The 12,611-nt window shown below is 69.9% G+C and carries 12 protein-coding genes; 2 read left to right on the forward strand and 10 right to left on the reverse strand.

What is annotated here, in order from left to right:
* Positions 1-12: 12 nt before the first annotated feature.
* The 9 genes from FR742_RS03945 to FR742_RS03985 form a co-directional block, all read right to left on the reverse strand.
* Positions 13-1,311 (reverse strand): lipopolysaccharide biosynthesis protein, encoded by a 1,299-nt coding sequence (locus tag FR742_RS03945; protein WP_148029646.1) that lies wholly within the window; start codon positions 1,309-1,311, stop codon positions 13-15.
* A 13-nt stretch (positions 1,312-1,324) separates the two neighbouring features.
* Entirely contained in the window at positions 1,325-2,128 is an 804-nt protein-coding gene (locus tag FR742_RS03950) for a polysaccharide deacetylase family protein (RefSeq protein WP_148029647.1), read from the reverse strand.
* Positions 2,125-3,066 carry a glycosyltransferase family 2 protein gene (locus FR742_RS03955; protein WP_148029648.1) on the reverse strand — a complete coding sequence of 314 codons (942 nt, stop codon included), beginning with the start codon at positions 3,064-3,066 and terminating at the stop codon, positions 2,125-2,127. Before FR742_RS03955 ends, FR742_RS03950 begins: the two co-directional genes overlap by 4 nt.
* Before the next feature lie 26 nt (positions 3,067-3,092).
* A complete protein-coding gene (locus FR742_RS03960) occupies positions 3,093-3,926 on the reverse strand; it encodes a glycosyltransferase family 2 protein (RefSeq protein WP_148029649.1) in 834 nt (277 codons plus the stop codon).
* Between the two features lie 156 nt (positions 3,927-4,082).
* Positions 4,083-5,207 carry a GNAT family N-acetyltransferase gene (locus FR742_RS03965; RefSeq protein WP_148029650.1) on the reverse strand — a complete coding sequence of 375 codons (1,125 nt, stop codon included), beginning with the start codon at positions 5,205-5,207 and terminating at the stop codon, positions 4,083-4,085.
* Positions 5,204-5,626, reverse strand: coding sequence for a hypothetical protein (locus FR742_RS03970; protein WP_246639421.1), 423 nt, complete (start codon positions 5,624-5,626; stop codon positions 5,204-5,206). Before FR742_RS03970 ends, FR742_RS03965 begins: the two co-directional genes overlap by 4 nt.
* Positions 5,627-5,819: 193 nt before the next feature.
* The gene (locus FR742_RS03975; RefSeq protein WP_148029651.1) at positions 5,820-7,337 is read right to left on the reverse strand and encodes an RNA polymerase sigma factor; all 1,518 of its coding nucleotides are present in this window, start codon (positions 7,335-7,337) and stop codon (positions 5,820-5,822) included.
* Between the two features lie 123 nt (positions 7,338-7,460).
* On the reverse strand, positions 7,461-9,140 hold the full coding sequence (locus FR742_RS03980; RefSeq protein ID WP_261808348.1) for a substrate-binding and VWA domain-containing protein: 1,680 nt from the start codon (positions 9,138-9,140) through the stop codon (positions 7,461-7,463).
* A 253-nt stretch (positions 9,141-9,393) separates the two neighbouring features.
* Positions 9,394-9,999 carry a hypothetical protein gene (locus FR742_RS03985; protein WP_148029652.1) on the reverse strand — a complete coding sequence of 202 codons (606 nt, stop codon included), beginning with the start codon at positions 9,997-9,999 and terminating at the stop codon, positions 9,394-9,396.
* A gap of 168 nt (positions 10,000-10,167) precedes the next feature.
* On the opposite strand from FR742_RS03985, the gene FR742_RS03990 reads away from it, so the two are divergent.
* Entirely contained in the window at positions 10,168-10,950 is a 783-nt protein-coding gene (locus FR742_RS03990; protein WP_148029653.1) for a DUF4184 family protein, read from the forward strand.
* A complete protein-coding gene (locus FR742_RS03995; protein WP_148029654.1) occupies positions 10,943-11,752 on the forward strand; it encodes an RNA methyltransferase in 810 nt (269 codons plus the stop codon). The genes FR742_RS03990 and FR742_RS03995 overlap by 8 nt, the downstream gene beginning before the upstream one ends.
* A 6-nt stretch (positions 11,753-11,758) precedes the next feature.
* Here FR742_RS03995 and FR742_RS04000 read toward each other — a convergent pair whose 3' ends face one another.
* A complete protein-coding gene (locus FR742_RS04000) occupies positions 11,759-12,532 on the reverse strand; it encodes a neutral zinc metallopeptidase (protein WP_148029655.1) in 774 nt (257 codons plus the stop codon).
* Between the last annotated feature and the right edge of the window lie 79 nt (positions 12,533-12,611).

Below are 12,611 nucleotides of genomic sequence, written 5' to 3' on the forward strand. Positions count from 1 at the left end.
CTCACGTGACCATCATGGGGCCCCGGGCGACCCCTGAGCGACGCTGAGCAGCCTAGTGTCGGCAGGTCTGAGAATTTTACGTAGTTTTCCGAAGATCACCAATGCGATGAGACTCTGGCTGATCAGCATGCCGTACCCCACCGCTTCGACGCTCGCGAACGGGAACAGCACCGCGATCGAGGTCAGCACCAGCGCCGCGAGCCCGATCTGCAGGAACGCCAGCTTCCGTACCTCGCCCTGTGCGCGCAGCGCGCTCAGGTAGATCTCGATCAGCACGCGCGGCAGCACGGCCAGCGCCATGAGCCGCAACAGCAGCGTCCCCTCGGCGGCGAAGGAGTCACCGAAGATCTGCAGGATGAGCGGGGCGGCGGCGACGGCTACCACGATGATGGGCACGATGATCATTAAGGCCCTGCGCAGCGCGTTGCGGCAGTTGACCGCCAGCTGGGACCGGTCGAAGGACCCCTCCACGGTCAGCGACACGGCCATGTTCATGGCCAGCAGCTCGATCATGCAGCCCAGCGTGTGGGCCATCGAGAAGCGGCCGAACGTCGCCTCGCTCACCTGGGTGGCCACGGCCACCGGCACCAGGTAGACGATCGCCAGTACGGACAGCGTGCCGGGGAAGTCGCCGGACAGGAACCTGCCGATCTCGCGCAGCCCTGGAGGGTGCGGGTGCCGCTCGGCGGTCTGCCGCATGTGCCGCGGCACCACCACCCCGAAGATCAGCCAGTTGATCGGGATCAGCGCGATCGCCGTCGGCACCATCCAGGAGACGAAGATCCCGCCGTCGGGCAGCGCCCCGGCGAGCGCGACCAGCAGCCCCATCTTCATCAGGCCGAACACGATGCTGTTGACCGGGACCCAGACGGCGTTGCGCAGCCCGGTCAGCACCACGTCCTGGAGCGTGAAGACGGCCCAGACCGCGACCGCGCCGAGGAAGAACAGCCCGGGGCCGAACCCGCCGAGCACGGCGTAGGTGTCGCCCCACAGGGGCAGCGTCAGCAGGAAGCCGATCGCGGCGGTCACGCCCGTGGCGGCGGCGATCCCGTAGCCGCGCAGGATGAGCCCCGGCGTGCTCCGGCCGCCGATCGGCAGGTAACGCGCCAGCGCCCCGACCAGGCCCAGCGCGGTCAGCGACGCGAACAGCCGCATCAGCGTGATGACCGCCTGGCCCCGGCCGAACTCCTCCTCGGAGAAGTAGTGGGCCGCCAGCAGCCAGTAGCCCATGCCGAGCACCGCGGTGATGCCGGTGTTGGCCATCAGCGCGTAGCCGTTGCGGAAGAGCGGGTTGCGGAGGTCGCTCAGCACCTTCCGCCAGAGGCTAGACATTGCCGCGAACCCGTTGCAGCCCGTATCGCGTCCTTCTGACGACGGCGTAGCCCTTGGTCAGGATGCGTTCGCGCAGGTAGATCAGGGGCACGGCGGTGCCCTCGACGGCCTTCTTGAACATGCTGATCGTGGTGTGGCGGGCGACGGTCAGGCGCGGGATGGCGAGCACGTCGTGGCCGTCGGCCGCGATCGTGTTGTTCACCGCGCAGGCGGCGAAGTAGCCGGCCTTGCGCACCTCGCGGCGGACCCGCGCGCTGGAGTAGCCGTAGGGGTAGGCCATGGTCGCCACAGGAGTGCCGAGCTTGTCTTCGAGCAGGCCCTTGTTGCGGCGCAGCTCCTGGCGCAGCTCCTCGCCCGGGAGCTGGTCGAGCTGCGGGTGGCTGTGGCTGTGGCCGCCGATCTCGATGCCGGTCTGGGCGGCCTCGCGGGCCTGGGTCCAGCTCAGCATGTCGTCCAGCGGCCTGCCTGCGGCGTCCTTGCCCGCGTCGGCCACCCACCCGCTGGTCAGGAAGACCGTGGCGGGGAACGCGTGGCGCTCCAGCAGGGGCAGCGCCTTCGTGTGGAAGTCGGCGTAGCCGTCGTCGAACGTGAGCACGATCGGCTTGCCGGGCAGCTCGACGCCGTTGATCTTGTTGAGCCGGGCGACCAGGTCGCCCAGCGTCAACGGGGTGAAGCCGCTCTCCGCCAGGTAGGCGAGCTGCTCGTCCAGGTCGGAGGGGCGCACCGAGTGCGGTTTGGTCTCCTCGTTGGGCGAGTCGGTGACGGAGTGGTACATCAGGATCGGCACCCGGATCACGAGCGCACCCCCTTCAGCCGGATCGAGCCCACCAGGTAGCCCCAGGCGGTCCAGGCCAGCCCGACCACGATCGCGCCGGCCCGGCCCAGGCCGCCGAGGTCGCCCTTGAGCGCCTCGCCGAGACCGCGCAGCGCGCCCAGCGGCAGCGTCTTCATCGCGTGCGCCCGCTCGCTGGACAGCCCGTCCTGGGTGCCCACCTCCTGGGTCACCAGGGCCTTCGACAGGCCCTCCGCGTAGCAGCGGGAGCGGAAGTAGCCGAACGTCTCCCGCTGCCTGGACACCTTGTGCCCGATCGCCGCCGTGGGCTGGAAGAGCATGACCGAACCCGGCTTCCGCTGACTCAGGCGGATGCAGAACTCGGTCTCCTCGCAGCCCAGCGGCCGGCTCTTGCGGCCCTGCACGCTCCGGCCGATGCCGCTGTGGAAGCCGCCCACCTCGGACACCGCCTCGCGCAGGAAGGCCGCGTTGCCTCCCATCACGTTGCGGATCGGCGCCTTCACCTGGGGCATGCCCCGGTAGCTGCAGCCGACCGTCCAGTCGAACTCGTGCGGGAACCAGCGCGGCCTCCGGCCTGAAGCCCAGATGGGTTCGGTGCGACCGCCCACGCCGACGACACCCGGATCCTGGAAGCCCTCCTCCAAAGCCTCCAGCCAGCCGGGGTCGGCGACCGCGTCGTCGTCGAGGAACGCGACGATCTCACCGTTGGCGGTGGCCACGCCGGTGTTCTTGCCGCCCGACAGGCCCTGCTCGTGCGAGTTCTCCACGACGATCGCGTGTGGATAGGCGCGCTTGAGTCTCAGGTGCAGGTCGGGGTTGTGGTCGACGACCAGGATCAGCTCGCGGGGCGGGCGCGTCTGGCGCTCCACCGACTCCACGGCCTCCCTGATGTCCTCCCACCGGTCCTCGGTGTAGACGCAGATGACGACAGACGTGTTCACGACGATTCCTTCAGGCGTTCGAGCGCTTACGCCACACCCCGGTCCGCGGCTGGGGCGGCGGCCGGCTCGGGCCTGGGCGGCGCGGGCTGGCGACGCCACTCACGCATGATCGTCCTGAGCACGCGCAGGCCGTCGCGTACCACGTGCAGGTTGCTCTCGCCGTGGATGCGGTCGCGCTCGTGGCTGGGCACCTCGTGCACCTTGAGCCCGCCCTTGGCGGCGCGGATGTTCATCAGCGTCTCGACCTCGAAGCCGTCGCAGTCGAGGTCGAGCACGTCGAGGTGACGCGACCAGAAGGCGTTGTAGCCGTAGCAGAGGTCGGTGTACTGGGTGCCGTACATCTTGTTGACGATGCCGGTGAGGACCCTGTTGCCGAAGCGGCGGCTGAAGGTCAGGTCGTCGCTGCCGCCTCCGGAGGCGTAGCGCGAGCCCTTCACGAAGTCGGCCCCGGTCATGAGGGCGCCCACGAACGAGATGATCTCGTGGCCGTCCGTCGAGCCGTCGGCGTCGATCATCACGATGATGTCGCCCGTGCAGGCGGCGAAGCCCTCCGCGAGGGCGTTGCCCTTGCCCTTCCCGGTCTGCGTGACGATCTTGACATTGGGCCGCAGGCGCCGCGCCACGGCCACCGTGTCGTCGACGGAGTTGCCGTCGACGAGCACGATCTCGTCGATCCACTGCGGCAGTGTGGCGAACACATGGGGCAGGTTCTCCGCCTCGTTCATCGCCGGAACTACCACACTCACTGTGGGTGAAATGGCCAAGTGGGGCGTGATCGGCGTGAATCGCTCAATAGGCGGCATCGAACGCAAGGGCATGACGTGGCTCTTGCCGTTGTGCTGGACGGTGTCGGAACTCATGGCGAAGTTGATCCTTCCGGGACCGGCCGCGGCGTGCCGGCGCCAGTGTTTCCCCGGTGCTGAGGGAACGCCTGACGAGACAGGTGGTGCATCGGCCGGTCCAGTGAGGTGCGGGTGGTGCTCGGGTTGTGCTGCTGAAGTGCTGACGGACCGCCACTAGGGCGCTCCCGGCACTTCCTTCGGTACTGCGTTCGGATCGTGCTGGACGGTACTGCGGACCCGCCCGAATCCTTTGAGGACTCGATCGGCTGCCTTATAGAGAGACGGCCGATCCAGCACGATAGTTCGGGCCTTGTTGAAAGGAGTTCGGCCGATCCAGTGGACGGCCGCCGCCGGCGTCGGCCTGGACACGCGCCCCTCGGCGACGTAGAGAGTGCCGCTCTTGAGCCAGTCCTTGTACTCCTTGCCGCCCTTGCCCATGTCGATGATGTGCAGGCCGCTCTTGGCCGCGGCCTCCGCCATCTGCATGTGGTGGACGATGCCTGGGGAGTATCGGGCGTATTCGGTGTCGTACGCGGGGAACCAGCCGACGAGCGTGGTGGCCGTCATCAGCCCGAAATGGCCGGCCACAGGCACGTCTCCCGCGTACAACATGGTGAGCACGCCGGAGAAGTCGGGCGACCTCGAGGCGTGCATCAGACCGGTCAGTTCGACGATCCACGGCTGGGCGAACCTGTCGACCCTGCCGGTGCGCCGGTACTGATCGGACTTCCAGGACAGGAGCGTGCGAAGCTCGGACTCGTCATCGGAGGCCCAGGCGAGCCGGAGCCCGCCGTGTTCCCTGCCGAGCTTGCGCTCCTTGTAGCGGACAGTCTTGAGATTCTTCGGGGAGTTGGCCTTGACCTGGTCGAGCCAGTTGTCGAAGCCGGTGGTGAAGTCCATGACCGGCGCCGGGCGGACGTCGCTCTCGTACGGGGCGAACGTCGGCTGACCGGCGACCAGGTGGTCGAAGTCGTACACGGTGAGCCTGCACGCGCGCAGGAGCGCGCGGGCGTCGAGCTGCAGATCGGGAGCAGCGATCAAACCATGACAAGTAGTCAGGAATCCGCCGAGAGGCTTACCAATACCGAAGTTGTGTCGCTCATAAGGAAAAAATCCGACAATACGGTCTTCGTTCTCAATAACGGCAACCCGTACATAATCCCGCAATTGATCCATGGCGAGCGCGAACTCCACCGACAGGAACGGATTGTCCAGACTCGGGTCGGCCTTCTGGAGCTCCCGCCATCGTGCCCGCTCGGGCCCGCCAAGCTCGCGCGGGCGCACGACGCTGATCTTCACCTTGCCCTGGCCCCCTGTTCGGTCTGCATGTTCTTCCCCCGGTACAACACGCGAAGCACGTACATGAACCCGCCGAGCACGGCGACCGTCGCCACGCCCGCCCGGGGTGACCACGCGTCGAACAGCAGCATGGCCTGGGCCAGCAGCACGTTGATCACGAGGCTCGCGGCGGCTCCTACCGATAGTGCGGCAAGCGGATCACGATCGCGCAACAGGCCGACGACCGCGGTGCCCGGCACGACCAGAAGGAAGAGAGAGATCAGGAACGGCCGCAGAGGCGTGTCGATGTCGAGCAGAGCGATGACCGCCCCCGCTATGCAGGCCAGCGAGAGCAGCCACGTGACCGCTCTGCGGTGCTGCTTGAGCATGCCGTCTCTCTCCCGGTTCTTCGCTTCGAGGTGCGCGGTTGATCGCTCCATGGCATCAATCCATGCGCGCGCGCGTCAACGCCGACGCGTGAGGACCACGTCAGGTTTACCGCAGGTCGCCACTTACCCATGTGGGATTGACCACATGGGTAGGAACCACCTCGGCCTGACACGTTCCCCAGCTACACCAGGATGCCCTATCTGCCACACACGTACCGACTTCGCGTCCGACTTATCGCATTTTTTAACGCGATGACGAACTGGCGGCTTCGGGCACCGGTGTGCCGGTCGGTCCGGCGCTCGCGGTGACGTCGTCGTCGGGCAGCCTGGTGGGGCCCGGCACGGCCGGGTCGTCCCAGCTCAGCGCGCAGGCCGAGCCGCCGCCGTTCGAGGTGATCGTCACCGTTCCGCTGCCCTCTGTGCCGGGATCCTCCACCGTGACCCAGACGACCGCCGTGCCGCCGGGCTTGATCGAGCCCGCGGCCGGGACCACGCCCAGTCCTTCCGACGCCGCGGCCTTCCAGGAGACAGTCCTGTTGCGGGCGCGCAACCCGATCGTGGCGGCGCCGGCCACCTCCTCCGGGCAGGTCGTGGTGAGCCTGGCGGGACGGGCGGTCCGCCGCCGGGTGGGGGTGCTGACGGCCGGGGGCCTGGTGGTCGCCAGGTCGGCGGCGGGCCGCCGCGTCGGCTTCGGCGACGGCGTGCGCTCGCGCCTGCTCTCGCTCGGGCTCGGGGTGGGGCCGGACTCCTCCTCGGTCTCGGCCGGCGGGCTCTCCGGCAGCACGTGTGCGGTGGGCGAGCCCTCGGGCCGCAGGTCCAGCGCGGTCTTGGCGCCCTCGTGGCCGGTCATGGCGACCAGCACGGCCGTGCCGGCCAGCAGCGCCGCGGCCGCCAGCAGCGCCGGCGCGAGCCCGCGCCGCCCGCGCCGCCGCGACCGGCCGGGCGGCGCGGGGAAGCCGCCGCGGTCGAAGCCGTCGCCCCGGTCCAGGATCATCGTGCGGGTGTCGCCCAGCGCCGGGTCCGCGCACGTGCCGAGCACCCGCTCGCGCAGGGAGAACGGCGCGTACGCCACCGGGAGCATCTCCAGCAGCCGCGCCGCGGACACCTGGGCGCGCCGCCGCTCGGTGCAGACCTCGCAGCCGCCGATGTGCGCGGCCAGCCGCCGGCGCAGCGGCGGCGTCAGCGGCCCCTCCCACGAGTCCACCAGCGCCGAGAGCTCCGGGCAGTGCGCCCGGCCGGTCCTGGCCAGCACCACCGCCGCGGCCGCGTTCTCCAGCAGGTCGCGCGACCGGCGCAGCCTGCTCGCCGCCTGCCGTGAGGTCAGCCCCAGCACCGAGCCGACCTCGGCGGGCGTGAGCCCGTGCCGCGTCGACAGCTCCAGGATCTCCCGCTCGCTCCTGCGCATCTCGCCCAGCGCCGCCCCGACGAGCTCGGCCAGCTCGTGGTCGTCGGGGTCGTCCAGCGGCGCCGCGGCCCCGCGATGGTGGCCGAGCCTGGCCATCGCCTGGAACCTGACCAGCGCGTACAGCCAGGCGCGTAACCTGGCCGGCTCGCGCAGCCGGTCGGCGCACCCCTGCGCGGTCACCACCGCGTCGTGCACCGCGTCGGCCGCGCGCCGGTCGCCCAGGAGCGAGGCGGCGTAGTCGTGCAGCCGGTCGCCGTACGCGTCGTACAGGCGCTCCGGCGCGCCCGGATCGGCGCGCCGCAACGCCGCCACCAGTTCCAGATCGTGGGCGCGGTCGACCGCCGGCCATCCAGGCACCAGTACCTCCCCGCGGGTGACAAGGAATCCCCGGCGTAGAGGACGTCCCTGGTGCCCGGCGGGTTGCCAGGTCGTGCCCAAGTGGCTTAACCAGGTAAAACAGGGATAGATGTGACGGTTGTGTCAGCCGTCGCAGTTGGGGGAGCAGAGGCGGCGTTCCATGCCCTGGAGGAAGAAGTCGCGCACCTGGAGCGGGTCCTTGGCGATGTAGGCCTCGCCGCCGGTGGCCCGCGCCACCGCGTCCATCTGCCGCTTGCCCGCCTGCGCCTCGGGGCCGAACGCGATCAGCAGGATGCTGACCGGCCGCTCCGGGTTGTAGGTCTCCTTCAGGAACCGCAGGATCTCCGCGTCGCTGACGCCGCCGTCGGGATCGTCGTTCCCCGCGCCGTCGGTCAGGATCAGCAGCGTGTTGATCCTGTCCCGGGCGTACGTCTTGGTCATCTCGGTGTAGGCGGCCTTGATCGTGTCGTTCAGGCCGGTGTCGCCGGTGGCCTTGGCCTGGACCGAGGCGAGCTCCCTGGCCAGCGCGTCCTTGCGCAGCACGCCGTCGACGCTCTGGGTGAGCGGGCCGACGGAGACGACTTCCTTCCAGTCCTTGCCCTGGCCGTCGAGGTGGGTGGAGAACATCCACACGCCCATCTCGGAGTTCGCCGGGAACAGCGTCAGGCCCTCGGTGGCGATCTTGCTGATGGCCTGCATGCGGGTCAGGTTCGTGCCGGGGACCGGCAGCGCCATCGTGCCCGAGACGTCGAGCAGCGTGAGCAGGCGGGTGCCGAGGTTCAGCCTGGTCCAGGTCTGGCTGACGGTGGCGACCGTCTTGACGTCGGGCTCCGGCAGCGCCTTGGGGGCGGCGGGGACGAAGCCCTTGGCCTCCGACAGCGCCTCGCCCGCCGTGCCGTCGGGGCCGCGGAAGCCCTGCGCGCGCAGCACCTTGAGCGCGGACTCCTTGGCCAGCTCCTGACGGAAGTCGGCCGCGGCCTTCTGCGTCGCCAGGTCCTTGGTGAGGACGGTGAGCGGGTAGTCGAGGCTCAGCGTGCCCTCGGCCGGGTAGAGCGCGACCGCCGGCGTCTCCGGCTTCTTCGTGTTGTGCACGTGGATGGCCTGCTCGGAGCTGACGCCGATCGGCACCTTCCCGCCGGACTTGACCGTGAGGCTGGCGAGCAGCGCGGTCGAGTCGGCCGCCACCTGGCCCGACAGCTCCTTGAGCGCGCCCACCAGCGCCTTGCTCTGGCCCGCCTCCCTGGCCACGCCGGACGCGGCCATCAGGGCCGCCATCCCGGCCGAGCTCTTCTGCGGGTCGAGGGCGACCACGCGCACCTTCTTGCCGGGGCCGTCGGGGTCGGCCACGTTCGCCGCCGCCACCAGGCCGGACCAGCTCGGCTTCAGCGTGCCCTCCAGCTTGGCCGCCGCGGACGCGGCCGTCGCCAGCACGACGGGCGAGGAGGCGATCGAACCGGCCGGCTGGGGCACCTCGACCTGCTCCGACACGCGGCTGCTCAGCTGGCTCAGGATCAGGCTGGAGTCGGGCACCCAGATGTCACCGGCGAACTTGCCCGCCGCGACCGCGCTCGCGGCCTTCGCGGAGGTCTCCTTGGCCACCGTGACCTCGACGCACTTGCTGTCGATCGAGTGCAGGGCCTTGGTGTACGTGCCCGCGATCTTGTTCAGCGCCGGCTGGATGTCCGGGCTCGCCACCACCCGCAGCGGCAGCCTTCCGGCCGAGCAGTCGTGTTCGCGGGTGAAGATGACGAACGCCGCTACGCCGAGCAGCACCGCCAGCGCCACGGCTCCCGCGAGCGGCACCAGGACCCGTCCGCGTCCACGCGCCCGTCTGCGCGCGGAGCGGGAAGATGGGTCCTGGGCTCGGTAGCCGCCGTCGATGTCGTCTGTGCGGTGTCGCCCCACGGTGTCCCTCTTGGTGTTCTTGATCGCCTGGCTGAGCCTGACCTTCCGGAGACCCTGGCGGGTGGTACTCCTCGATACCCGGGGAACGATACTCGGTAGGCTTGCCGGGGCAAAACACCTCTTTTGGTGCAGTAATTACTCAGGGTCGTGTTCAGTGGCAGCACGTGTGACCACGCCAGGCCCGTATCCCTTCGCGTACCGCGACCACGGCGAGGACCAGCGCCACGATCGGATCGACCCACCACAGGCCGAGGGTGTTGAACCAGAGCCCGGCGAGCACGCCCGCGGCCGTCAGACCGCAGATGATGTTCTGGGTGCCCTCGCCCGCGGTCGCCCCGGACGCCAGCCGCACCCCCAGCCGCCGCTTCAGCACGCCCAGCACCGGCATGCTGACCAGGCTCACCGACGTCACCACGATGCCGAGCAGGCTCACCTCCGCGCGGTGGCCGGCGTCCAGGTCGTGGCCCACATGCACGATCAGGTACGGGGCGAGCAGCCAGAAGCTCACTGCCACGGCCCGCCGCGCCCGGAGCTCGGCCGTCTCCGACAGCGTGCGCTCGCCGGTGAACCGCCACACCACGATCAGGCTGGCCAGCGCCTCCACCAGGGCCGACAGCCCCCACCCGATCAGCGCGACCGAGTGCGCGCCGAACCCGGCCGCCAGCCCCAGCGTGCTCTCCACGCCGAGCCAGACGAGCGTGACCACCGAAAGCGACCGCGCGTTCCGCGCCGCGCGCAGCCATTCGGGCGACGCCACAGGATGTGCATGAACTCGCTGGTCAGACACCTTGAACCCCCGCTTTCGCCGCCGACAGCGGTCCGTACCGACCTCATCACTGCTCGTGACCCTAGAGGGTGGAGGCGAGGGACGGCCGAACTTCGCGGGTAGTGTCGTGATCAAGGAGCGACTCGTACAGGGGGGCCGGTGCCGTTCACACCCAGCCACATGGCGCTCGTGCTGCCCCTCATCTCGTCGGCCCGTCTGCGCCGCCTCGCCGACCCGTGGGCGCTGGCGCTCGGCGCGATGGTGCCCGACCTGCCGATCTTCCTGCCGTTCCTGCCCGACTACAGCGACTGGCACTCCTGGCAGGGCGTGGTGACGGTGGACCTGGCGGCGATGCTTATCCTGCTGGTCCTCTTCCACGGCCTGCTCCGCGACCCGCTCCTGGCCCTGCTCCCGCCCGCGCTGGCGGGCCGCGCCGCCACGCTGCGCCCCGCCTGGCCGCAGCTCGCCCGTGGCTTTCCGGCCGTCGTGGCCGGCGGCCTGATCGGCTCGGCCAGCCACGTCGCCTGGGACTCCTTCACCCACTCCACCGGGCCGGGGGAGTGGGGCGCGTGGCTGGCGACCCCGGTGCTCGGCGTGCTGCCGCTGTTCCGGGTCCTGCAGTACACCTCGTCGGCGGTGGGGCTGGTGATCGTCGTGTGGTGGGCCTGGCGCGGCCTGTCCAGGATGGCGCCCGTGCCGGTGCCCGCCGACCTGCGCACCCCCGCGCGGACGCGCTGGGCGGTCCTGGGCTGGAGCGCGGCGGGCGTCGTCGCCGGCGCGTTCGCCTGGCCCCGGCTGGACGAACCCAACCCGGTCTTCGGCCTGCCCGGCGTCATCACCAAGGTCGGCGCCGGCACCGTCGTGGGGTTCTGCCTCGTGCTTCTCTGCTACGCGGCCGTCTGGCAGGTCAGACGGCTCATGGCAGTATCGGAACGTGCTTGAGTACGTCACGGACGCCGCCGATCCCCGCCTGACCGACTTCACCAGACTGCGCGACGTCGAGCTGCGCAAGAGCCTGGAGGCCGAGCGCGGCCTCTTCATGGCCGAGGGCGAGAAGGTGATCAGGCGCGCCGTCGGCGCGGGCTACCCGATCCGCTCCGTCCTCACCACCCGCCGCTGGCTCCAGCCGCTCGCCGACGTCCTCGGCGACGCCACCGTGTACGTGGTCAGCGACGAGATCATGACCGCCACCGCCGGCTTCCAGGTCCACCGGGGCGCCCTCGCCTCGATGGCCCGCCTCCCGCTGCCGCCCACCGCCTCGGTCATGGAGTCGGCCGACCGCCTCGTCGTCCTGGAGGACATCGTCGACCACGCCAACGTCGGCGCCGTCTTCCGCTGCGCCGCCGCACTCGGCGTCGGCGGCGTCATCCTGTCCCCCCGCTGCGCGGATCCGCTCTACCGGCGCGCGGTGAAGGTCTCGATGGGGGCGGTGTTCTCGATCCCGTACGCCCGGATGGACAACTGGTACACCGGCCTGGACGAGCTGCGCGCGGCCGGCTTCCAGACCCTGGCGCTGACCCCCGACCAGTCGGCCACCCCGCTCGACGAGGTCAAGCTGGGTGACCGGGTGGCGTTGCTGCTCGGCGCCGAGGGCGACGGCCTGTCGTCGCGGTGGCTGCACGAGGCGGACGAGCCGGTCCGCATCCCGATGAGCCCGGCGGCCATGGACGCGGGCGTGGACTCGCTGAACGTGGTCGCCGCCGCCGCCATCGCCTGTCACGGCCTCATGCGCGGCCGACGGTGACGCCGGTCAGGAGACCTTGGAGGACGACGCCGCCCAGGTGTTGCAGGACTTGGGGTCACCGGTGGCGAAGCCCTGCTTGATCCAGGCACGCACGTTGGCCGTCTTCCCGACCCAGCGCTCCGAGCCGGTGTCGCCCTGGACCAGGCTCAGCAGCTCGCGATAGTCACGCGACGTCCTGCCCTTGAGCGGCCACACGCTCTTCAGGAAAGCCCCGCCGAGGCAGTCGGTCTGCAGACTGACGCGGCGCGACTGCTCCCGCAGCTCCGTCTTGTTGTCGTAGGGCTCGTCGTTGTAGGCGTCGGTGATGCCGGTGAGCTTCTGGACGTGGTAGCCGTACATGCCGGCCGTGTAGTTGAAGAGCCACAGGTCGTCCGGATCCTCGACCCAGGTCTTGCCCACCTGGACGGCGAGCGTCTCGGTCTTCTCGCAGTACCAGGCCTGCGAGTCGTCCTTGTCCACGTCCAGGCCGCAGTACTTCTTCGGGATCCGGTTGAAGTGCTTGACGCGCATCTTGCCGAAGTCCACCCCGGCCTTCGTCAGGTGCGCGCCCCAGGTCTTGTTGAGGCAGGCGACGACGGCGTCGATATAGGCCCGGGCCTGCTTCTTGTCGCCCGTCCTGATGCGCTTCTCCGCGCACTTCGTACGGGGGAGAGGCCCGGTGGCGTAGAGGTCGTTCTTGGTGAGCTCGGGGCTGTTGATCGGGTCCATGGCGGCGTTGGCCGCGGTGCCGGACAGCGGAAGGGTGATGGTCGCCAGCGCGGCGATCATGAGGGTTTTCACATGGCGGGACCATAGGGGGGAAGGTGACTTCGGGCAACCGCAATAGATGAAAAGCGATATTTCCGGAATTTTCGGCGTA

It is taken from the genome of Nonomuraea sp. C10, assembly GCF_008017515.1.
GTDB classification, from domain to species: domain Bacteria; phylum Actinomycetota; class Actinomycetes; order Streptosporangiales; family Streptosporangiaceae; genus Nonomuraea; species Nonomuraea ferruginea.